The sequence below is a fragment of the Mesorhizobium sp. M7A.F.Ca.MR.245.00.0.0 genome (assembly GCF_003997415.1).
In the GTDB taxonomy this organism is placed as follows: Bacteria; Pseudomonadota; Alphaproteobacteria; order Rhizobiales; family Rhizobiaceae; genus Mesorhizobium.
The window spans coordinates 172649-194591 of the sequence record NZ_RZTE01000001.1; the positions used below are offsets into that span (position 1 = coordinate 172649).

General features: G+C 65.9%; 19 protein-coding genes. 7 read left to right on the forward strand and 12 right to left on the reverse strand.

Features of this window, described 5'->3' with window-relative positions; genetic code table 11:
• Nucleotides 1–12: 12 nt before the first annotated feature.
• The 3 genes from EOB80_RS00855 to EOB80_RS00865 are packed head-to-tail and all read right to left on the reverse strand — an operon-like array spanning nucleotide 13 to nucleotide 3058.
• Nucleotides 13–1038 (reverse strand): NAD(P)-dependent oxidoreductase, encoded by a 1026-nt coding sequence (locus EOB80_RS00855; RefSeq protein ID WP_127326348.1) that lies wholly within the window; start codon nucleotides 1036–1038, stop codon nucleotides 13–15.
• A gap of 30 nt (nucleotides 1039–1068) precedes the next feature.
• Nucleotides 1069–1818: an SDR family oxidoreductase gene (locus EOB80_RS00860; RefSeq protein ID WP_127326349.1), complete on the reverse strand. Its 750-nt coding sequence runs from the start codon at nucleotides 1816–1818 to the stop codon at nucleotides 1069–1071.
• Nucleotides 1819–1828: 10 nt separating this feature from the next.
• A complete protein-coding gene (locus EOB80_RS00865) occupies nucleotides 1829–3058 on the reverse strand; it encodes an MFS transporter (protein WP_245466205.1) in 1230 nt (409 codons plus the stop codon).
• 328 nt (nucleotides 3059–3386) lie between these two features.
• Here EOB80_RS00865 and EOB80_RS00870 point away from each other — a divergent pair, with 328 nt between their 5' ends.
• From EOB80_RS00870 to EOB80_RS00900, 7 genes are read left to right on the forward strand one after another with little or no spacing between them, the layout of a single operon-like run.
• The gene (locus EOB80_RS00870) at nucleotides 3387–3737 is read left to right on the forward strand and encodes a RidA family protein (protein ID WP_127326351.1); all 351 of its coding nucleotides are present in this window, start codon (nucleotides 3387–3389) and stop codon (nucleotides 3735–3737) included.
• 24 nt (nucleotides 3738–3761) lie between these two features.
• Nucleotides 3762–5192, forward strand: a complete 1431-nt coding sequence (gene hydA / locus EOB80_RS00875; protein ID WP_127326352.1) for a dihydropyrimidinase — start codon at nucleotides 3762–3764, stop codon at nucleotides 5190–5192.
• Nucleotides 5177–6091: a nitrilase-related carbon-nitrogen hydrolase gene (locus EOB80_RS00880; protein ID WP_127326353.1), complete on the forward strand. Its 915-nt coding sequence runs from the start codon at nucleotides 5177–5179 to the stop codon at nucleotides 6089–6091. The genes hydA and EOB80_RS00880 overlap by 16 nt, the downstream gene beginning before the upstream one ends.
• Before the next feature lie 12 nt (nucleotides 6092–6103).
• A complete protein-coding gene (locus EOB80_RS00885) occupies nucleotides 6104–7426 on the forward strand; it encodes a Coenzyme F420 hydrogenase/dehydrogenase, beta subunit C-terminal domain (RefSeq protein WP_127326354.1) in 1323 nt (440 codons plus the stop codon).
• On the forward strand, nucleotides 7423–8589 hold the full coding sequence (locus EOB80_RS00890) for an FAD-binding oxidoreductase (RefSeq protein ID WP_127326355.1): 1167 nt from the start codon (nucleotides 7423–7425) through the stop codon (nucleotides 8587–8589). Before EOB80_RS00885 ends, EOB80_RS00890 begins: the two co-directional genes overlap by 4 nt.
• A complete protein-coding gene (locus EOB80_RS00895) occupies nucleotides 8586–9869 on the forward strand; it encodes a Zn-dependent hydrolase (RefSeq protein WP_127326356.1) in 1284 nt (427 codons plus the stop codon). The genes EOB80_RS00890 and EOB80_RS00895 overlap by 4 nt, the downstream gene beginning before the upstream one ends.
• A complete protein-coding gene (locus EOB80_RS00900) occupies nucleotides 9866–10531 on the forward strand; it encodes an isochorismatase family cysteine hydrolase (RefSeq protein WP_127326357.1) in 666 nt (221 codons plus the stop codon). The genes EOB80_RS00895 and EOB80_RS00900 overlap by 4 nt, the downstream gene beginning before the upstream one ends.
• Here EOB80_RS00900 and EOB80_RS00905 read toward each other — a convergent pair.
• Genes EOB80_RS00905 through EOB80_RS00945 form a run of 9 tightly spaced genes read right to left on the reverse strand, consistent with a single transcriptional unit; the run spans nucleotide 10516 to nucleotide 21862 of the window.
• Complete coding sequence (locus tag EOB80_RS00905) at nucleotides 10516–12006, reverse strand: D-aminoacylase (RefSeq protein WP_127326358.1); 1491 nt, start codon at nucleotides 12004–12006, stop codon at nucleotides 10516–10518. The two genes, EOB80_RS00900 and EOB80_RS00905, sit on opposite strands and share 16 nt — an antisense overlap.
• A gap of 7 nt (nucleotides 12007–12013) precedes the next feature.
• Nucleotides 12014–13555: a trimethylamine methyltransferase family protein gene (locus EOB80_RS00910; RefSeq protein WP_127326359.1), complete on the reverse strand. Its 1542-nt coding sequence runs from the start codon at nucleotides 13553–13555 to the stop codon at nucleotides 12014–12016.
• A 19-nt stretch (nucleotides 13556–13574) separates the two neighbouring features.
• Nucleotides 13575–14543 (reverse strand): D-2-hydroxyacid dehydrogenase, encoded by a 969-nt coding sequence (locus tag EOB80_RS00915; protein ID WP_127326360.1) that lies wholly within the window; start codon nucleotides 14541–14543, stop codon nucleotides 13575–13577.
• A 9-nt stretch (nucleotides 14544–14552) separates the two neighbouring features.
• Complete coding sequence (locus EOB80_RS00920) at nucleotides 14553–15461, reverse strand: dihydrodipicolinate synthase family protein (RefSeq protein WP_127326361.1); 909 nt, start codon at nucleotides 15459–15461, stop codon at nucleotides 14553–14555.
• A complete protein-coding gene (locus tag EOB80_RS00925; RefSeq protein ID WP_127326362.1) occupies nucleotides 15458–16048 on the reverse strand; it encodes a hypothetical protein in 591 nt (196 codons plus the stop codon). The genes EOB80_RS00920 and EOB80_RS00925 overlap by 4 nt, the downstream gene beginning before the upstream one ends.
• Nucleotides 16049–18907 (reverse strand): 2Fe-2S iron-sulfur cluster-binding protein, encoded by a 2859-nt coding sequence (locus EOB80_RS00930; RefSeq protein WP_127326363.1) that lies wholly within the window; start codon nucleotides 18905–18907, stop codon nucleotides 16049–16051.
• Nucleotides 18904–19170 carry a sarcosine oxidase subunit delta gene (locus EOB80_RS00935; RefSeq protein WP_127326364.1) on the reverse strand — a complete coding sequence of 89 codons (267 nt, stop codon included), beginning with the start codon at nucleotides 19168–19170 and terminating at the stop codon, nucleotides 18904–18906. Before EOB80_RS00935 ends, EOB80_RS00930 begins: the two co-directional genes overlap by 4 nt.
• A 19-nt stretch (nucleotides 19171–19189) precedes the next feature.
• The gene (locus EOB80_RS00940; RefSeq protein ID WP_127326365.1) at nucleotides 19190–20431 is read right to left on the reverse strand and encodes an FAD-dependent oxidoreductase; all 1242 of its coding nucleotides are present in this window, start codon (nucleotides 20429–20431) and stop codon (nucleotides 19190–19192) included.
• Between the two features lie 6 nt (nucleotides 20432–20437).
• Nucleotides 20438–21862, reverse strand: a complete 1425-nt coding sequence (locus tag EOB80_RS00945; protein WP_245466206.1) for an MmgE/PrpD family protein — start codon at nucleotides 21860–21862, stop codon at nucleotides 20438–20440.
• Nucleotides 21863–21943: the final 81 nt, after the last annotated feature.

Genomic DNA, 21943 nt, shown 5'->3' on the forward strand with positions numbered 1-21943 from the left:
GGCAAATTCCTCTCAGCTCGTTTCGTTGGCGGCGATCCAGTCCATGTAGGCATGGAACGCTTCCTTGCCGGGACGCGGCCGCCATGCGGTGTCGCGCAGGATGCGGGCGATGTCATAGGCGCCCCACATGCCGCCTTTCAGTCTCACGTCCTGGACGATGTTGGCGTCATCTCCCGATGTCACCTCGACTTTCAGTCCGGGCACGCGTTCCCTTGCCCAGCCGATGATCTCGCCGATGGTCTGGCTGGAGCCGGAGCCGATGTTGTAGTGGCGGTAATTGAGGCGCGGTGCATCGATCAGCGCGAGGATCGCGGCGGCAACGTCGGACGAGGCGGTGTAGTCGCCGACCGGCTCAAGACTGTTCGGCCTGATCGTCTCGCCAGCCAGGGCCATATGCGCGACGCGGTTGGGAACATGACGAAAGTTGCGGCTCTCGGTGGCGCGGTCCATCGGGCCGTAGACCGAAGCAAGCCGCACCGAGACCGCCGACAGGCCGAACAGGTCGGCATAGCGGTTGGTGACTATCTCGGAGGCGAATTTCGAGATGCCGTAGAGCGTCAGCGGCGCGACATAGCCGTCTTCAGGCAACGGCTCGCTGCTCCAGTCGGGGCCATTGTGGCGGTAGACGGATCCGGAGCTGACATAGACGAAGCGCTTGAGACCCGGTCGCGCGCGCGCCCAGTCAAGCATCCGTACGGTGCCCATGAGATTGACGTCGACGATGCGGGCCGGGTCTTCAGCCTCCGGCTGGCGTTTTGCCTCCGAAACGCTGCCGCGCGAAATCGGCGTGATCGTCGCGCCATGCACGATTGCCGTGATGCCTTGCCTGTCGAGAGTAACCGACCAAGCCTTCGGGTCGAGGACATCGGCGGCGATCACCGTGAGCCGGTCGCGCACCGGGGCAAAATGCTTTTCGGCCGCCGCGTCGAGGCCGGACCGGTCGAGGATCACGGCACGGGCTTGCGGATCACGATCCAGCCATGCGCGTGCGACCACGCTCATGACAAAGCCGGTGCCTCCGGTGACGAGCAGTGTCATGCGAACTCCTTTGAAGTTGAGCGAACAGGGTCAGCGCGTTGCATAGCCGCCGTCCACGAGCATGTCGGATCCGGTGACGAAGGATGCGTCCGATGACAAAAGGAAAGCGGCCGCCGCGGCGATCTCATCCGGCTCTGCGATGCGGCCGAGCAGATGGGCGGGGCCAAGGCCCGCATTGGCGGCCTCGAAGTCCGGAAATCTGCGCAGCAGGCGCGCTGTCGCCACCGCGCCCGGCGACAGGCTGTTGACGCGCACCTTGTCCGGCGCGTGGTCGACCGCCATCGCCTTGGCGAGATGGATCAGCCCCGCCTTGGCGGCGCAATAGGCGACGGCATTGGCGGTGGCGACGCGTCCAAACTGCGAGCCGATGAACACCACCGAGCCGCCGCCACCCGCCGCGATCAACGGCACCGCGAACTTGCTCATCAGGAACGCACCGGTCAGGCTGACGTCGAGTTCGCGGCGCCAGGACCGTTCGTCGAGCTCGACGACGGTGGCATTGGTCGATGGCGCGGCGGCGTTGTGCACCAGTCCGTCCAGCCGGCCGAAGCGCTGCCTTGCGATGTCGACGGCGCTGCGTGCCTGCTCCGCATCGGTCACATCGCAGCCGCAGGCGGAAGCGGCGGCGCCGAGCTCATCGGCAAGGGCTTGCGCCGCCTCCAGCTCATAATCGGCGCAGATCACGCCGGCGCCTTCCGCGACGCAGCGCCGGGCAATGGCCGCGCCAATGCCGCTTGCGGCGCCTGCTATGAGGACAGCGCTGCCTTCGAGACGGTTCATCGCGGCCTCCTCAAACCCGTTCCTCGATACGTTGCATGACCGGCGCCGTGACCGGCCGGCGCAGAAGATTGTAGCAGGCGGCCAACGTGACCAGGGCAGCGCCACCGCCGAGCAGCAGGAACATGGCGGGAGGTCCAAGATGCGCCATCAACCCCGCGGCGACGCCCGGCGTTGCCACATTGCCGATCGAGTAGAGCAGGAGCAGCGTGCCGGAGGCGGCGACCATGTGCCGGCTATGAAGCTGCGATGCGCCGAAGGCCATCGCCACCGGATAGATCGTCAGCGCCGTGGCGCCATAGATGAAGAACAGCACGAAGAGCAGAGGCACCGACAAAGTGCCGAGCCAGGCGATCAAGGCGCAGGCCGTCACCGACACCAGCCCTTGCACCAGCAGTATCAGGCGGCGGTCGAAACGGTCAGAAAGCCAGCCGACCGGGGCCTGCGCCACCATTCCGGCAATGCTTATCGTGGTCACCAGCCAGACCGTGGCCGCCGCCGACAGGCCGATCTGCGTTCCGTAAAGAGGCGTCAGCACGAAGACGTTCATGTTGGTAATGCCGCCCTGGAAAATCGCCACGACCGTCACCGGCGCCAGCCTGAAGAGCGCCAGCGGCCCCAGCCGCCTGTCTGCCTTGGCTCCAGGCGCGGGCGCCGGATCGCTTGGCACCGAAGGCAGCGCCGGCCAGCGCAGCCCGGCGAAGTTGGGCGCAAAGGCCACAAGCACCGTCGCCATCGCGACCAGAAACAGATGCGGCGATTGCGGACCGACCATCGCCACCAGGACCTGGCCAAGCAGCACGGCAATCGCCGTCGTCAGCATGTAGAGCGCGAACAGCGAGCCGCGATTGTGCTGTTCGGCATAGAGATTTATCCAGCTCTCGCAGACGACGAACATCGAGGCCATCGACATGCCGCCGAGCAGCCGCAAGCAGAACCATGCCGGCATGAAGTCGGTCACGACGAAGCCCAGGGCCGACAGCAGCGCGGTTGCCAGGACCAGCAGGAATGTCCGCTCATGGCCGTAGCGGGTGACCAATGGACGCGTCATCAGGCATCCAATCAGGAAACCGGCCGGATAGGCGGTCAGCACGATCTGCACGGTTCCGGGATCAACGCCGGCTTTGCCGAGGCGGAACGACACCGCTGTCGTCAGCATGGCGCTGCCGATACAGGCGAGACAGACGCTTGCCATCATCGGCAGCGTTGCGCGGGAGCGCTCGGCGTTCTGCCAAAAGCGCATCGCGGATTGACCGATCGATCCCATGAATGCCGCGCCTGGCCGGCTAGGACGGACGCCGGAGATCGCAAGCAGGATCGACAAGCGGCGCCGGATTCTTGTGCATTGCGACGGCTCCCCTTGGCAGTCACGCTGGCCGGCGTCTGCTCTCCCAGACAGAAGCTACACCCAGTCATGCCTGCTGCAAGCGAAGATTGACACGGCTATGGCGTCATTTTTTTTGGCCATCCCGGCGGCGGAAAACGGCGTTGCGCCCTGCGAAAGGCTTTACAGTCCTTTTGTGCGCTCCCTACGATAGGTCGCCTGCCAAAGATCGAGAGGGGACCCGCAGATGACGATCGAACGTCTTGAGAACGGACAACGCTTTTGCCGGGTGCTGCGCCATAACGGCACCGTTTATGTCTCCGGCCTGACGGCGGACGACCTTTCAAGCGACACCGCCGCGCAGACCAAGCAGATATTCGCCAAGATCGATGCGCTTCTGGCCAAGGCCGGCAGCGACAAGTCGAAACTCCTGAGCGCCCAGATCTGGCTGCGCGACATCGCCGACTTCGACATGATGAATACGGCTTGGGATGCCTGGATCGACCGCAGCGCCATGCCGGTGCGCGCGACGGTGGAGGCGCGGCTTGCCGGCGACCAGTATCGCGTCGAGATCATGGTGACGGCGGCGGTCGGCTGACGCCGATTGGGGTGGGCAAACCGAATGCATGAGCTGGTGATCAAAGGCGGACGCGTGGCCCTCGACGACGGTTGGGCCGAATGCGATATCGCCATCGACGACGGCCGCATCGCCGCCATCGGGACGGGCCTGGCCGGCAAATCCTTGATCGGCGCCGGCGGTCGTTGGGTCATGCCGGGCGGCATCGATGCCCATTGCCATCTCGACCAGCCGGTCTGGGGCGGGGCCGGCAATGCGGATGATTTCGAATCCGGCACCATCTCGGCTGCCTTCGGTGGCACGACATGCATCGTCCCGTTCGGCATGCCGGGTCCAGAGATGAGCACCGTCGCCGCCATCGATCGAGCGCTCGACCGTGCCACAGGGCGCGCGGTGATCGATTACGGGCTGCACGCGGTGGTGACCATGGGCACCGGCCCGGATGTCGAGCAACAGCTCTCGCTGCTCGCCGGCCGCGGTATCGCGTCGGTCAAGCTGTTCATGACCTATCAGGGCTTTGCCGTCGACGACGATCTGTTCTTCAGGGTGCTCGATGCTGCCCATAGGCTTGGCTGGATCGTCATGGTCCATGCCGAGAACGACGCCGCCATAAGGCGCACGCGGCAGCGCCTGATCGATCTCGGCCGCACCGATATCCGCTACCATGTCGTTGCCCATAGCGAGACGATGGAGCGGGAGGCAACGCATCGTGCGTTGGCCTTCGCCGAAATGACCGGCGCGCGCATGACCATCGTCCACGTCTCCTCCTGGCAGTCGGCCGAGGAGGTGGCGCGGGCGCGAGCTCGTGGTGTGGATGCGATCGCCGAGACCTGCCCGCAATATCTGTTCATCGGCGCCGCCGACCTCGACCGGCCGGCCCTTGATGCGGCGCGCTTCGTCTTTTCGCCGCCGCCGCGTTCGCCGCGCAGCCATCGGCATCTGTGGCAGGCGCTGATCGATGGCGGCATCGACCTGTGGTCGTCGGACCATTCGCCCTATTTCTTCGCCGACAAGATCGCTCGGTCGCAGACACCCGACTTCACCACCACGCTGAGCGGCATTCCCGGCATCGAGACTCGTCTGCCGCTGCTCTTCTCGGAGGGACTGCTGAGCGGCCGCCTGACGCTCGAGCGCTATCTCGATCTCACCTCGCGCAACGCGGCCGCGATCTATGGCCTGGCCCATGCCAAGGGGCGCATAGCGGTCGGCCTCGATGCCGATCTGGCGCTGTGGGATCCGACAGTGACCTGGACGCTCGGGCACCGGGCGCTGCATTCGCGTGTCGACTTCACGCCCTATGAGGGCAGGAGCGTGACGGGCAAGCCGACCACTGTGCTGGTGCGCGGCGTGCCGGTTGTCGCCGACGGCGAACTCCAGGTGCAGCCGGGGTTCGGACAGTTCGTGGAGCGCAGCGCCGCCGATCCGGCCCGCTCGGGAAAACCAGTCGAGGAGACGATGCCGTGGCTCGATGCCTGACTATCGCGGTCGCCCAGACCGGGCCAATCCAGCGCAGTGCGACGCGGAGCGAGACGGTCGATCGCCTCATCCACTTGCTGGAACAGTCCGCTGCCGCCGGGGCGGAGATTGCCGTGTTCCCCGAGATGGCGCTGACCACTTTCTTCCCGCGCTGGCGCATCGACGATCAGGCGGAGATCGACGCCTTTTTCGAAAGCGCAATGCCGGGGCCCGAAACGCGACGCCTCTATGATGCCGCCGCCCGCCTCAAGATCGGCTTCGCGGTCGGCTATTGCGAGATCGCAAGGGAAGACGGCCGCACGCGCCATTTCAACACCATGGACCTTGTCGGCCCGGACGGGCGGTTCATCGGCCGCTACCGCAAGATGCATGTGCCGGGGTCGAGCGAGCCGGAGGAAGGCATCACCACGCATCTCGAACGTCGCTATTTCGAACCGGGCAATCTCGGCTTTCCGGTCTTCGACTATCGCGGCGTGCGTGTCGGCATGGCGATCTGCAACGATCGCCGCTGGCCGGAAACCTACCGCATGCTTTGCCTCAATGGCGCCGAGGTGGCCCTGCTCGGCTACAACACGCCGCTGCTGCTCGACGAGGCGCCGGCGCTGGCGCATCTCAGAATGTTCCACAACCATCTGCCGATGCAGGCCGGTGCCTACCAGAACACGCTGTGGGTGGCGGCGGCCGCCAAGGCGGGGCTCGAAGACGGCCAGGCACTGATCGGCGGGTCCTGCATCATCGCGCCGACCGGCGAGATCGCCGCGCAGGCGATGTCGCTCGACGACGAGGCCATCGTCCACCGCGCCGATCTCGACCTGATCGAGACCTGCCGGAAGGTGAATTTCAACTTCGCGCTCTATCGCCGCCCCGACCAGTACCGGCGCATTTCGGAACCGGCCTGAGATCGAAACGTGATGGCCCCCAGCGAAACCAGCCAGGACACGGCGCCGCCCGCGACCGAGCCGCTGTCGCTCGGCGAGATCGTCGAAAACGGTCTCTGCATCGGTTGCGGGCTCTGCCGTTCGATCGCCGGTCCCGGCAAGGTCGAGATGGTGATGACGCCGGAAGGGCGCGAGCGGCCGGTGGCGATGCAGGCGCTGGACAGACCGACGCTGCAGCGGATCAACGCCGTCTGCCCGGGAACGCGCATCGCCGGTCCGCCGCTGGCGCATATGAGGGAAGCCACTTTGACGGATACCGTTTGGGGGCCTGCCGAACAGCTCGTGCTTGGCCGCGCGAAAAACCCGACCGTGCGGTTTATCGGTTCCGGCGGCGGGGTGCTGACGGCGCTCGGCCAGTTCCTGCTGAGCTCCGGGCGCGTCAAATTCGTGCTGCATGTCGCGGCATCGCAGTCCCAGCCGATGCGCAGCGAAAGGCGACTGAGCTTCGATGCCGCTTCGATGCTTGAGGGCGCCGGCTCTCGCTATGGGCCGGCTGCGACCTTGGTGGATTTCGGCGAAATCCTCGATCGCGGCGAACCCTTCGCGCTGATCGCCAAGCCTTGCGACATCAGCGCCGTGCGCAATTTGGCGCGGATCGATCCCCGCGTCGACCGGTACATGCGCTATGCTTTGGCCTTCGTCTGCGGCGGCGCATCGGACCTGACGAAGTCCGAACAGGTGCTGCAGCGTTTTGGCCTCAGCGAGGACGAGCTCGCGCTGTTTCGCTATCGCGGCCATGGCAATCCCGGCCTCAACCGGATTGAAACCAGGGACGGCCGCACCTTCGAACTCACCTATCGGCAGCTGTGGGAGGACGAGGACAAATGGATGATCCAGCCGCGCTGCAAGATCTGTCCGGACGCGATCGGCCAGGTGGCGGACATTGCCGTGTCTGATGCCTGGCTGAATGGCGGACCGGCCGTCGAGGACGAACCACTCAACGGGGTCGTCGTGCGCACCAGGCGCGGCCTCGAGCTGTTCGACGCGGCGGTCGAAGCCGGTGCGCTGGAGATCAAGCGCGAGACCGGCTTTGCCGAGATCAGTGAGTTGCAGTCGCATCACGTGCGCAAGCGGCGCGCCGTCTGGGCGCGGCTGAAAGGCATGGCGATCGCCGGCAGGCCGGTGCCCTTTGTCACCGATCTCGCGCTTGCAGATTGCGCCGCGCAAAATTCGCTGGCGGAGAATCTGGCCGAGGGGCGCGGCGCTCGCGACCGCGCGCGGCGCGGACGCCTGGGTGAGCCGCCTGCCGTGCCGCGCGAAGGCCGGGCAATCATGTTGATGGATGGGTCGAGATGAATGCCGCCGAGGAAACGGACGTCATCATTATCGGCGGCGGCATGGCCGGTGCCGGTGCGGCCTTCGAGATATCCCGCTCCGCAAAGGTGGTGCTGCTCGAGCGGGAAAGCCATTGCGGCTACCACACGACCGGGCGCTCGGCCGCGAGCTTTACCGAAAACTACGGCAACGGCATCATCCGCCGGATCGTGCTTGCCAGCCGGTCTTTCCTGACCGAGCCGCCGGCTGGCTTCACCGATTACCCGCTGCTTGGCAAGCGCGGCATGATCACCGTGGCCCGCGCCGATCAGATCGATCTCCTGCGGGAGGATCTGGCGGTCGCGCAGGCGCTTGTGCCCTCCATCGTCGCCATGACGTCGGCCGAAGCGATCGCCCGCGTACCGGTGCTGCGCGCGGACTATCTCGCCGGCGCCTATATCGAACCGCATTCGATGGACATCGACGTCAACGGCCTGCACCAAGGTTATCTGCGCGGCGCCCGCGCGCGCGGCGCGCGCATCGTCACCAATGCCGGCGTGACGGCGATCGACCGGCAGGGCGGCCAGTGGCGGGTCGAGACGCCGGCGGGGACCTTTCGCGCGCCAATGCTCGTCAATGCCGCCGGCGCCTGGGGCGACGAGGTCGCCATCATGGCAGGGGTGCGCCCGGTCGGCCTGCAGCCGAAGCGCCGCACCGCCTTCAACATTCCGGCGCCCGCCGGTATCGACATATCAGATTGGCCGCTGGTCAACGATGTCGGTGCCGAGTTCTACTTCAAACCCGATGCAGGGCAGCTGTTCGTCTCGCCGGCCGATGCGACGCCCTCAGCGCCGATGGACGCCTATGCCGAAGACATCGACGTCGCCATCGGCGCCGAGCGTCTCGAAAGGGCGACCACGATCGAGGTGCAGCGTGTATCGCGCTCATGGGCGGGCTTGCGGACCTTCGTCGCCGACGGATCGCCGGTGGTCGGGCCGGATGACGAGGTGCCGGGTTTCGTCTGGCTCGTCGGGCAGGGCGGTTACGGCATCAAGACCTCACCGGCGCTGTCGCGGGTCTGTGCCAGCCTGATCGCCGGCAAGGGTTTTCCGGACGATGTCGCTAGGCAGGGCGTTTCGATGGACGATCTCACGCCGCACCGGCTGCGCGGCGTCGAGTCCCAAGCCAGGCAGGTAGCTTCATGAGCAATGCCACACTCACGGCCGGCGGCAGCCTGGCCGGGCATCTGCTGGAGAGGCTTGCGCAAGCCACGGCCGACCCACCGGGCGTAACCCGCGCGGCTTATGGGCCCGGCGAGCGTTTTGCCCACGCCCTCATTCGCGACGAAGCCGAGCAGCTCGGCGCCACGACGCGCGTCGATGCCGCCGGCAATCTCTATTTGACGCTGAAAGGCCGCGACCCAGACCTGCCGGCGATCGTCATCGGCTCGCATCTCGACAGCGTGCCGCATGGCGGCAATTTCGACGGCGCTGCGGGTGTGGTGGCAGGGCTGGCCGTGATGGCCGAACTGGTCGGGCAAGGCATCCAAGTGCCGCGCGACCTGATCGTGCTGGCGACCCGCGCCGAGGAAGCGGTCTGGTTTCCGCTGTCCTACCCCGGCAGCCAGGCAGCACTTGGCCTGCTGGAACCGATAGCGCTGGAGGCGAAGCGGTCGGACAGTGGACGCACGCTTGCGGATCACATACGTGACGAAGGTTTCGACCCTGATGCCGTGCGGCGCGGCGTGCCGGGCATCGACGCCGGACGGATCGCGGCTTTCGTCGAAGTGCATATCGAGCAGGGACCACGCCTTGTGGCATCCGGCGCGCCGGTCGGTATCGTCACCGGGATCGCCGGCGGGTTTCGCTATGTCGACGCGACCTGCCTCGGCGCCTACGCGCATTCCGGCGCCGAGCCGCGCTTCGCCCGGCATGACAGCGTGCTCGGCTTTGCCGATCTGGTCGCCGGCGTTGAAGCGGAATGGGACGCGCTCGAGCGCGACGGCCATGAAGCCACCATCACCTTCGGCCGCGTGCAGTCGGATCCTGCGCAACACGGCGGCAGCCGCGTCCTGGGCGAGCTTCGCTTCACACTCGATGCGCGTAGCGCGGAGGCCGCCGTGCTGGACCGGATCGAGGCAAGGCTGCACGCGCTTTTCACAGAAGTAGGCAAGAAGCGCGGCGTCAGCTTCGAGGCCGGACCGCGCTTCACCTGGGAGCCGGCGACGATGTCGCCGGCGTTGATCGCGAGGCTGGACCGCGCCGCCGCCGAGCTGCAAATGCCGGCGCCGCATGTGCCGAGCGGAGCGGGGCATGACGCGGCCAGCTTTGCCGGCGCCGGTATTGCGACCGCCATGATCTTCGTGCGCAACGAGAACGGCAGCCACAACCCGCATGAAGCGATGGAAATCGCCGATCTCGATCAGGCGATCCGTCTGCTTTTGCATTTCGTCACCGACTTCGACAACCCCCCGGGACAGCCATGAACCTTGCCGCGACCGCCTTGCTCGTCATCGACCTGCAGAACGAATACCGCCCTGGTGCCGCCTGGCCGGTCATCGGCTATGACGCGGTGCTCGCCAATGCTGCCGCGCTGATCGAAGCCGCCCGCGCAGCCGGCGTGCCCGTCATCCATGCGCAAGCCTGGGTGAAGCCGGAGGAACGCGACGGCTATGCAAGGCAGGAAGAGATCCTGACCGAGGAATTCCGCTCCGCCGTGGCCGGCAGCGATGGCGCCGCGATCTGCGCCGAGGTGGCGGCGCTGCCCGGCGACATCGTCGTCCACAAGCACTGGCCGAGCGCCTTTCGCCGCACCGACCTTTCAAGACGGCTTGCCGAGCTCCAGGTCGAGAACCTGATCGTGACCGGCGTGCTGACCGACAGCTGCGTGACCGAGAGCGTGTTCGATGCGGTCTATCAGGGGTTCAGGGTCTGGCTGGTCAAGGAGGCCTGCGGTAGCATGAGCGAGGCCATGCACCGCACCGGCATGCTCGACATGGCCAACCGGCTCTATGGCGGCGGCATCCTGCGCCTTCCCGAGGCGCTGAAGGCGCTCGCGGGCCAGCCCTTCGGCGGCTGGGGCTGCACACGGCCGGTGGAGTTCGTCTACACGCTTGAGACGGTCGACCGGATTTACGAGGCTCTGTGATCGGCGCCGCAGCCGCACGCGCCTCTGACAACCGTTTTCGAAGCCGAGGGTTTCAGAACCATGCCAGGCAGTGCTCCGGTCGCCCTGCCGCCGCGCCACACAGATACGCCATTGACCAAGACCTGCTCGATGCCGGCGGCTGGCCGGCGCGGCTGCTCGAAGGTGGCGGTGTCGATGATCGTCTCGGGATCGAAGATGACGAGGTCTGCGAAATTGCCTTCCGCCAGCAGGCCACGTTGCTGGATGCCGAATTCCCGCGCGGGCAGGCCGGTCATGCGGAACACAGCCTCCTCCAGACTGAAAAGGCCGACATCCCTGGCATAGTGCCCGAGCACACGCGGAAACGTCCCCCACAGCCGCGGATGCGGATGGATGTCGTGCGGCAGGCCATCCGAGCCGATCATGGTGCGCGGATGCGCGATGATGTTGCGGACGTCCGTTTCGTCGAGCTGGAAATAGACGGCACCTGCCGGCAGCAGGCGCTGGCCCGCCTCGCGTTCCGAACAATTCCATTCGCGCGCGATGTCGGCGATCTCACGCCGGGCCAACTCCGGATGCGGATCGGACCAGGTGACGAGGATCTTGAGGCCTGTATCGCACCGCTCCAGCCGCAGCACCGTGGAGCTCGCGGCATAGGGATAGACATCCATGCCGATGTCCATCGTTTCGCGCGCTTGGTCGATCCTTTCCAGGGACGGACGGCTCTTGCCGAAATTGGCGTGGCCCGTGCATTGGTGGTGTGAGATGAACAGCTTGCCGCCGGCATGGTCGGCGATGTCGATGGCTTCCTCGATCGCCTCTTCCATCGTCTCGAAATAGTTGCGCGTATGCGTGACATACGGGCCGCCGAGGCTTGCCGCCGTCGCGGCGAGCGCCTTGACCTCTTCGGTCGAGGAGTTGACCGCCGGTGGATAGTCGAGGCCGGTGCTGAGCCCGAAAGCACCCTCGGCCATCGCCCGCTCCACGGCTTCCTGCATCGCCGCCGTCTCCGCCTCGTTGGCCGGACGGTCGGTCACCGGCATGCAGCGTTGGCGCAAAGTGGTGTGGCCGACCAACAAGGCCGCGTTGGTCGCGATGCCGCGCTTTTTCAACTCAGCGACATAGTCGGCAAAACGAGCGAAACGGAAACTCTCCCGGCCGCCCACCAGCGTGAAGGGCGGTGGCGGTGTCCTGTCGAGAAGCAGGGGCGCCAGGCTGACGCCGCAATTGCCGGCGATCACCGTCGTCACGCCCTGGCTGATCTTCGGGTCCATGCCGCGTGGCGCCAAAAGCGCGCCGTCGTCATGGGTGTGGACGTCGATGAAGCCCGGCGCCACCACCTTGCCCCTGGCATCGATTTCCTCGCTGCCAGTCGCGTCGTCCAGCCGACCGATGGCGGTGATCCTGTCGCCGGTGACGGCGATGTCGGCCTCGAAGGGTTTCGCGCCGTCGCCGGCGATCAGCGTCGCGTGGCGGATGACGAGATCATAGGGCATCGGAGTCCTAACCTTCCGGGTTGGCGGCGATCTCCTCGCGGCGGCGCGCGACATAGGCGTCGAGCTCTTCGCGGATCGCGGGGTCCATCACCGGTTCTTCGTAGTCGTGCAGGGCCTGCTGCCAGAGTTCGGTGGCCCGTTCGAGGGCATCCTTGCCGCCGGCTTCCTCCCAGGCGCCGTGGTTTTGCCAGTTGGAGAGCATCGGCTGGTAGAAGGCGGTCGTGTAGCGCGACATGGTGTGCTCAGCGCCGAAGAAATGGCCGCCTGCCGGTACCGACTTGATGGCCTCGAAGCCCAGATCGTCCTCCTGGAACGGCAGCGGGCGCAGGAACTCCATCATGTTCTGCAGGATCTCGACGTCGAGGACGAGTTTTTCATAGGAAGCCGTCAGGCCGCCCTCCAGCCAGCCGGCCGCATGGTAGATCAAATTGGCGCCGCCGAGCACCGCGCCCCACGTCGCCATTTCCGTCTCGTAGGCGGCCTGCAGATCGACCACGTTGGAGGCATTCGCATTTGAGGTGCGGTAGGGGAGATTATAGCGCCGCGCCAATTGCCCGGCGATGATGTTGGCCTTGGCGTTCTCAGGTGTGCCGAAGGCCGGCGCGCCCGACTTCATGTCGACGTTCGAGGTGAAGGCGCCGTACATCACCGGCGTGCCGGGATTGACGAGTTGGGTCAGCACCACGCCGAACAGCGCCTCGGCATTCTGCTGGCAGAGCGCTGCGGCCAGCGTCACCGGCGTCATCGCGCCCATCAGCGTGAAAGGCGTGACGGTCACCGGCTGGCCATGTTCGGCCATCGCGATCAGGCCCTCGGCCATGGCGTCGTCGAACAGGCGTGGTGAGTTGATCGAGATGATCGTGGTCACGCCAGGCGAGGCGCGCATCGCCTCGACGCTGATGCCGCGTGCGATCGCCATCATGTTGATCCCGTCCATGGCCCGGACGCGGCCGATCGCCGTGCAGTGGAAGGAGAGATCGCTCAGCGTCAGGTTTGCGTAGTAGGTGTCGAGATGGCGGGAATTGGCCGGCAGCTCCATCGGCGCCACCACCTGGTTGCCGATGATGTGGATGGCATTGAAGTGGTGCGCCAGCCGGATGAAATTCTGGTAGTCGGGCAGGTTGCCCTGGCGGCGGCCGTTGATGCGGTCATGCACATTGGGCGGCCCGGCGACCAGTCCGAAGACCAGCGAATTGCCGCCCAGATGCACCTGTTTTTCCGGATTGCGGCTGGTCAGCGTGAAGGATGACGGGACCGCCCGCAGCGCCTCGCGCACCAGGCTTTCGTCGATGCGGATGATCTTCTCCTCGCGATCGACGATGGCACCGGCGGAAGCGAACAGGTCCATCACCCGCTCGCTCATGACGCGGATGCCGAGTTCCGACAGGATGCGCATCGACGTGTCATGCAGCCGCTCCATCCGCTCTTCGTCGAGCAGCTGCATCGGTGGGTAGGGGTTCTCCACATGTTGCCAGGGCAGTTGCGCGATACCGCCGCCGCCGCGTTCCAGCCTCGACCTGCGGCCACCGCCGCGCCTGTCCTGCGTCATCAAACTCTTCCCTCTCGGCTCAATAGCCGCGCTCTGGGTTCACAACGTTCTGCAGCGGCACGCCGCTGCGGTAGCGCTTCAGATTGTCGGCGAACATGCCCACCGACTTGACGTCCCAGCCTTCGTAGACCGCCGCGCAATGCGGCGTGATGGCGACATTGTCGTAGCCCCACAGCGGATGCTCCGCCGGCAGCGGCTCGGTCGCAAAGACATCCAGCGCGGCGCCCTTGATCGTCTTGCCGTGGAGAGCTTGGAGCAGCGCGGTCTCATCGACCACACCGCCGCGCGAAATGTCGATGAGGACGGCGGACGTCTTCATCGCTGCGAAGGCTGCCTCACCAAGCAGGCCGCGCGTGGTCGGCAGCAAAGGCACGCAGCAGACGATGAAATCGGCGCGGCCGATGAGTGGCAGAAGCGCGTCCGGACCATGCACCTCGTCGAGACGAGGCATCGGCTTGGGGCGTGCGCGGATACCCAGCGTGCGCATACCCACCGCCTGCGCCCTTTTGGCGACGGCCTCGCCGGTCTTGCCAAGGCCGATAATCAACACAGTCTTGCCTTCGATCGGCTCGACGCGGCCGCCGCCCCATTGCCGCACCTGCTGGCGGCGCGCAAAGCCGCGCAGGTCGAGCGAGAAGGACAGCATGGCGCCGAGTGCGTACTCAGCCAGCATGCCGGCAGCAACGCCTGCGGAATTGGTCACCGTGACGCGCGTCGGATCCCAACGTCCCAGATGATCCGTGCCGGAGCCGCCGATGGACACCCATTTCACGGTCGGGCTTTCGACGAGGGCCTGGCGTGGGTAGCGCGGCGTACCATCAAAGCGGATGGAATAGACCACTTCCGCCGCCACGCGCTCGATGAGCTCGGGAAGCGCAGCGTAGCTGTCGCAGGGGTGGACCGGGAGGTCCGGGTGCGTCTCCATCAGCACGGCCAACGCGCCGGCCGGCTTGTCGGTGTGCAGAATGACGGTTGGGCGTGCCGACATGGCGCGGCCTCAGCCGTGACCGATGTGATCGGCGGCACTGCCCAGCGCGGCAAGCAGCGCTTGTCCGCTTTCCAGCGCTGCATTCTCGTGTGGCGCGCGCAGGTTCAGCCAGCGCTGGTCGCCGGAGCGCACCGCCAGAACGGCCTTCATCGCCGGGATGAGGCCGGCATCCTGGATGATCTTGCGGAACGCCTTAATTGCGGCATCCGCTTCGGCAACGTCCTGTCCTGCGATCGTTGCGTCGTAAAGGGCCCGGATGGCGGCGGCGTTGAGGTTGACGGTCGCCGAGATGCAGCCTGCCGCTCCGCTGGCAAGGCCCTTGGTCAGTTGCGCTTCCGAACTCGGGAAGACCGCGACCTTCGGCGCCGCGGCAATCACCGCCGCCGTGTTGTTCCAGTCGCCGGCACTGTCCTTGTAGGCGACGACGGTTTCGGGAAACGCCTCGCTCAGCCGTGCGGTCAAAGCGGGGCTCACCGGCACACCGGAATTCTGCGGGATGTGGTAGAGGATCATCCGCATCGCAGGGTTTGCCACGCGCTCGATCAGTTCGCTGTAGTAGCGCGCCTGGCCGTTGTCGCCGACGGCGGTGTAGAAGAACGACGGCAACACCATCACGCCGGCACAGCCGAGCTCGACCGCATGCTTCGACAGTTCGACGGTTTCGGGCAGCGCGGTGACGCCGGTGCCGGGCATCAACCGGCTCGGCGAGATGCCGGCCTCGATCAGCCATTCCAACGCCTGCATGCGCTCGCGCAAGGACAGCGACAGCGCCTCGCCGGTGGTGCCGAACGGCGACAGGAAATGCGCGCCCTGGCCCAGCACCCATTTGGCATGCGATATCCAGAGATCGCGCGCGATGCGGCCGTCGTTTTCGAACGGCGTCAGGATCGGTGCGATGGTTCCTTGCGGGCGGGTCATGTGTGTCCTTCCGTATCGGTCAGAAAATCCGTGCAGTGTCTGGCCACCGCCGCTGCCGTCCTGGCGAAGTAGGCCGACGCGGTGACGTCGAACAGTACATCGAAACCTGCTTGCGAGCGGAATGTGACGGCCTCGATGTGACCGACGCGTGTTTGCGTTATGTCTTCGACACCGAATTGGTCGGCCCGGAGATCAAGCGCGCATAGCCGTTCCATCGCTTGCGGCGCGTGCGGGCCAGAGAGGCGCATCCACGCCCAGCCTTCCTCGCGCCAGGATGAATAGGCTTTCGCCCCGGCATCGTTCGCCCAGGCGGCTTTGAGTTCGGCCAGCGCCTCGGCCGCACCTTCGGCCAGCAGCAGGATGTCCTCGTTGCCGAGGCGCAGGATCCGCATGCCGTGATGCGCGCCGATGCGATTGACTGCAGGCAGCGCGATGCCGTGCGCCGTGAGCCAGGCGGCGCCGCCGCCGCCTTTCAGGCCAAAGCGCGGAGTGGCCGTCAGGTCGCTCAGCGTTACCGCGCCGATGGGCAGCTTGGTGCCGTGCGCCGCGCCGCCGGCCATGAAGGGAAAAACCGCGCTTGGCGCCATCTACATCTCCTGCCGTGCATTGGCGGGATCGAAGAAGGCGTGAGCAACCACGGGCGCGTCGACCACATTGCCGTTCCGGCACTTCACCGTCACCAGGCTGCCTTCCGTGGAGTCGTCAACATGGACAAAGGCCAGCGCGATGCTACAGCCGAGTGTCGGCGAGAACCCGATTGAGGTGATCTGACCGACAGGATCATTTCCGCGCAGCACGAGGCAGCTGTCGCCGGGTATATCTTTGGCATCGGCCGGAAATCGCAGGCCCACGAGCTTGCGTGACTGTCCCAGCCTTGCGCGCATCTCAATCGACCGTTTGCCGATAAAGAAAGGCTTCTTATTCGAGACCGCCCAGCCAAAGCCGAGTTCGTCAGGCGTCGTGATCGCGTCGGTGTCCTGGCCGATCAGAATGTGCCCCTTCTCCAGGCGAAGGACGCGCGAGGCTTCGAGACCGTAAGGCTTCAAGCCGTAAGGTTCGCCGGCAGTCATCACCGCGTCCCAAAGGGCGGGCGCGAGGCTGGATGGACAATGCAGTTCGTAGCTCAGCTCGCCGGTGAAACCAATCCGCATGACGCGCACCGGCACGCCGGCGACAACGCCTTCGCGACCGCTGAGATAGGGGAAAGCCTCGCGGTCGAAATCGATGTCGCTGTCCAGCGCCTGAAGCACGGCCCTCGCTTTCGGTCCGGTGACGTTCAGGCCGCAGAACGCGCCGGTGAGGTTGAGGACATCGACTCGCAAGCGCCATTGCGCGTTCCAGAACAGCATGTCGGCATAGACGCGCGCCACCGCACCCGTGGTGGCGGTCACATAGAACCGGTCGTCCGCCATCCGGTAAGCGACGCCATCGTCGACCACCGAGCCCATCTCGTTGAGCATCAGGCAATAGCGCACACGCCCGACAGGCTGGTTGGCATGCGCCATTGTGTAGAGGCGGTCGAGGAACTCGCCAGCATCCGGCCCGCGCAGCTCCAGCTTGCCGAGCGTCGAGACGTCGAGCAGGCCGACCCCTTGCCGCACCGCCATGATCTCGTCGCGGATCGTCTTTTCGGCCGCGCCGCCATCGCCATAGAAATACGGCCGCCACCATGCGCCCACCGGCTTCATCACGGCGTTGAGCGCCAGGTGCCTGGCATGCAGTGCGGTGCGCCGCTCAAAGGGTTCGTGGTCGCCGGCAAGCACGCCAAGCGTCTCCGGTCCGACCGGCGGGCGGGCAGTGGTGATGCCGACTTCGGCGACCGCGCGGTTGGTCGCCTCGGCAACGATCCTGGCTGTTGCGAGCGCGGAATGGCGACCCTGGCTCGGGCCCATGCCGACGGTGCTGAAGCGTTTGACCAGCTCGATCTCGCGATAACCCTCCTTGACCGCGTTTTGCAGATCCTTGACCTGCAGATCTTCGTCGAAATCGACGAAGTCGCGGCCCTTCCGATCGGCGACGATCGGCAGCACATGGACCGGGCTGGTGGCCATCGGCCTGGTGAATATTTTGTCCTCTGCAACAGCGTGGCCGAGCCCCAAACGTGCGGCCACGGCCGCGCGATGCCCGCCGGCAATCGCGTCCTGCAGATCGCTGTCTCCAGCGACAGAGCCGGCAAGGTGGACCGCTGCTTTCGGCAGGCTGAGCGTCATTGATCCGGTGGTGGCGTCGTAGCCGACCTTTGCGCCGGCCTGGCAAGGCAGCTGCCAGGCAGGCACCTTGCCAGCCGAGACAGCCAGCAGGTCGCACTCGATCCAGTGCCCGCCGATGCGAACCCGCGCAAGGTGACGATTTCCCGCGGTCCCCTCGGCGGCTTCGATCGCCGCGGCCTTCCGGATGGCCACGCCCTTGCCGTGCAATTCGGCTTCGAAGGCGCCCGTCTCGCCGCTGGATCTCGGATCAACGACTTGCATCACCGAGACGCCGGCCTCGACCAGATCGAGCGCGACACAATAGCCTTCGTCGCCGGTGGCCAGCACCACGGCCTTTTGTCCGGGGCGCACGCCGTAATGGCGGATCAGCCGCTGCACAGCGCCGCCGAACATGATTCCCGGCAGGTCGTTGTTGCGGAAGATGGCGGGCTGTTCGATCGAGCCGGTGGCCAGGATCACGGCGCGGGCGCGGGTGCGATAGAGCCGGTCGCCCTGGATCAGCGGCAGCCAGTTGTCCTCGTACCATCCGTTGCAGAGGGTCCCGGTCAGCAGGCGCAGATTGGGCAATGCCCGCAGCCTGGAGGACAGGTCGGCAAGCATGGCCGGATCATGCCGGCCATAGGTCAGCGACCCGCCGATCTCCGGGTTCTCGTCGCAGAGCACGACATCCGCGCCCGCCTCGGCGGCAGCGATGGCGGCGTTCAGTCCTGCCGGACCAGCGCCGACCACGAGAATGTCGCAGTGCAGGTGCGTCTTGTCGAAATGCCGGCGCGGAGCGGTGGTGTCGACCACGCCCAGTCCGGCCTTGCGGCGGATCATCGGCTCCCAGAATTTCTGCCAGCTGTCGCGGCGCGGCCCCATGAAGGTGCGGTAGTAGAAGCCGACCGGCATAAACCGTCCCAGCCTGTCGATGATCGCGTCGCGGTCGCGCTCGAGCGTGCCGTTGACGTTCTGCGCGCTGATCCGCAACCCCTCGCTGATCGGCGTGCGGTCTGCGGCGACGTTCGGCTCGAACGGCAGTTGCACCAGCGTGTTGGCATCCGCCCCGGTCATCGAAAGGATGCCGCGCGGCCGATGATATTTGAAGGACCGCGACAGCACCCATTGTCCGGAGGCAGCGAGCGCGCTGGCGATGCTGTCACCGGCATAGCCCTCGAAGTTCTTGCCTTCGAATGTGAAGCGGATGGGGCGGCTTCGGTCGATCCTGCTGCCCCAGGGCTCAGCCAGCCGGTTCATGGTTGAGCTCGGGGTTCGGAAGCATCGAAGGTGCGGATGATCTCGTTGGTGACGAGGTCGCGCTCGGCCAGGAAGAAGTAATTGCTGGGCACGTGCCGCCACCACTCGACCACGACGCCCTTGCGATTTTCGGCGCGGAACAGGTGTCGCGACCAGTCGGCATCGGCGGCCCGGTCCGGATCCAGCTCGGCGCGGACGGGCCCGAACGACTGGAACTCGTCTATATTGCGCTGGCCGTTCATCGGGCAGGTCAGGATCTTCATGGTCAGCGGCGTTTCATGGTCAGTGACTGGCCGCCGTAGCGCCCATTTCGTTGAGCAGCCGGAACGTCTCGAAACGTTCCAGCGCGAACGGCTTCAATATGTCGGGCACGCGGCCCTTGGCGATCGTCTCCGCCATGCGTTTGCCGGCGACCGGTGTTGCCTTGAACCCCCACGTCCCCCAACCGCAATCGAGCCAAAGATTTTCGAGTGGACTGGCACCCATGATCGGGCTGTAGTCGGGCGTCATGTCGGTAATCCCGGCCCATTGCCTCAGCAGCCGCACGCCCTGCAGGAACGGGAAGAGATGCACGGCGCCCTCGGCGAGGTGTTCCTTCATGTCGAGCGTCGAGCGCGTCGAGTAGAGCTGGTAGGGATCGGAGCCGCCGCCGATGACGACCTCGCCGCGCGAGGACTGCACCAGGTAGGTGTGCAGCGAGACGGAGGAAACCAGCGTATCCAGCCAGGGCTTCAGCGGCTGCGTCACCATCGCCTGCAGCGGATAGCAGCGGATGGGAAGTTCGACGCCGGCCATCAGCGCCACGTCGTAATTCATCCCGCCGGTCGCGATCAGCACCTGGCCGCAGGCAATGCGGCCGCGGTTGGTCTTGACGGCCTGGACCCGGTCGCCGACGACCTCGAAACCTTCCACTTCGGTCCGCTGGTGTATCTCGACGCCGCGCCGCGACGCCTGCGCGGCATAGCCCCAGGCAACCGCATCATGCCGCGCGGTTCCGCCATCGGCATGCCAGAGCCCGCCAAGGATCTCAAGCGTGCCGCCATAGTCCATGTTGAGGGACGGTGCGAGCTCTTCGACCGCTTTCTGGTCGACGACTTCGGTGCGCGTGCCCAGATGCTTGCCCATCTCGGCGCGCGCATGAAAGCTGCGCAGGGTCGCTTCCGTGTGCGCCAGCGTCAGCTGGCCGCGCTGCGAGAACATGACGTTGAAGTCGAGTTCCTGCGACAGGCCCTCGAACAGCTCGACCGCTTCCTTGTAGAAGGCGATGCCTTCCGGTGTGATGTAGTTCGAGCGGATCGTGGTCGTGTTGCGCGCCGTGTTGCCGCCCGCAAGGTAACCCTTCTCGATGACCGCGACACTGCTTATGCCATGGTATTTCGCAAGGTGATGCGCGCATGACAGTCCGTGGCCGCCGCCGCCGACGATGACCACGTCGTAGGAGGGCTTGAGATCCGGCGTCGCGGGAATGTCGCCGCTGACCGGGTAGTCCCTGCTGAGACCGTATTTCAGAAGCCTGAGCGGCATCTCAGCCTACCATGCTGGCCGTTGGAGGATCATGCTGACGAGGGGGGGATCGTAGAGCAATACCGAAAGATCGGAGAACCGGCTGTCAGGATCGGCAAGCGAAAGGACAGCGTCGCGGATCGCCATGGCGCGGCCCTGTCCCAGAACCGGTGTTGCGAACTCCATATATTTTGCCTCGATCTCAGCCGGTATCAGCGGCGCCTCCGGTCCGCCGCGCGCATGGACGTCGCCGGAAGCCAGCACGCGCCCATCTGTGGTCGAGATCGTCACGTCGGCCCAGCGGCCTGCAGGGAAGCGAACGCTGTGGCGCTCCGATTCCACGACCCTGACGCGGCTCAGCATGTCGGCGACTGCGGCATCCTCGAGCCCGCTGCCGGAAATGTGCTCCAGGCCGATGCGGCCATGCATGATGAAGGTCGCAACGGCGAAGCGCAGGCTGTATTGCGCCTTCGACGTCGTGTCCGGCATGCCGTCGAACAGCGTGGCGGCGTAGTGGAAACTGTTGACCTCGACGAGGCTGATCTCTGACGGCGCCAAGTGATGCGCCAGGACGAGCCCACGCGTTGCATCAATCGCGGCATGCGCCCAGCGGCAGATCGGATACGGCTTCACATATTGGTGCAGCACCTGCCAGAACGCGCCGAGATCTTGCCAATGATCAGCGACTTCGGGCTCCTCTACCGTGATCGCCGGCGCGCCGGTGAAGCCGCGCTCAGCCAGCACGGCGGCGGACAGGCCAATCAGCGCGCCAATGCCCGAGCCGTCGTGCAGCATCGTCGGCGTAGCGATCTCGCGCATCATCTGGCTGCGCGGGCCATGATATTCGGCAATGCCAAGCGCCTCTCGGAATTGCTCATCGCTAAGCCGCCGCAGCCTTGCCGCAAGCGCGGCCACGCCCAGAGCATTCCAGGCGCCTGACGTGTGGTAATCCGACACCGTCGCATGCAGTGCGATGCCGGCCCGGCCGGCGACTTCGTAGCCGACGACCAGGGAGGCCAGCGCTTCCGCACCACTGAGGTCGGGGAGCGCCTCGGCAAGCGCGGCCAGTGCCGGCACGACGGCAACGCCGATATGGCCCTTGGTCGGGCTGTAACCGTCGTGGCCATCGAGATTGTCGATCTGCGTTGCGGTGGCATAAGCGGCTCCGGCCATGCTAGCGCGGCGGCCGTCGAAAAGCATACGCGCCGAATGCAGCGGATCGGCGGAGCCGTAGAGAAGGGTGGCGGTGTCGCGGGCGATCCGGCCAGCTTCCATAGGGCCCGCCGCAATGGCGATTCCGAGCGTGTCGAGCAGAAGATATCGCGCCTGTTCCAGGACAGGGACAGGGAATACAGCCGCCGGCCGCCGCAACACGAAATCGGCCAAGCGAACGGCAACGCTGGTACTCGCGTCAGGCCCTTCACGCCGATGCGACGGCACAGCCAATGGCATTACTCCCTCTGCGTCACGCCATCATTAATTTGGGTTCATCGCCCTTTCACGCAATTAGTTCGGCGGCTTTGACCAAAAATA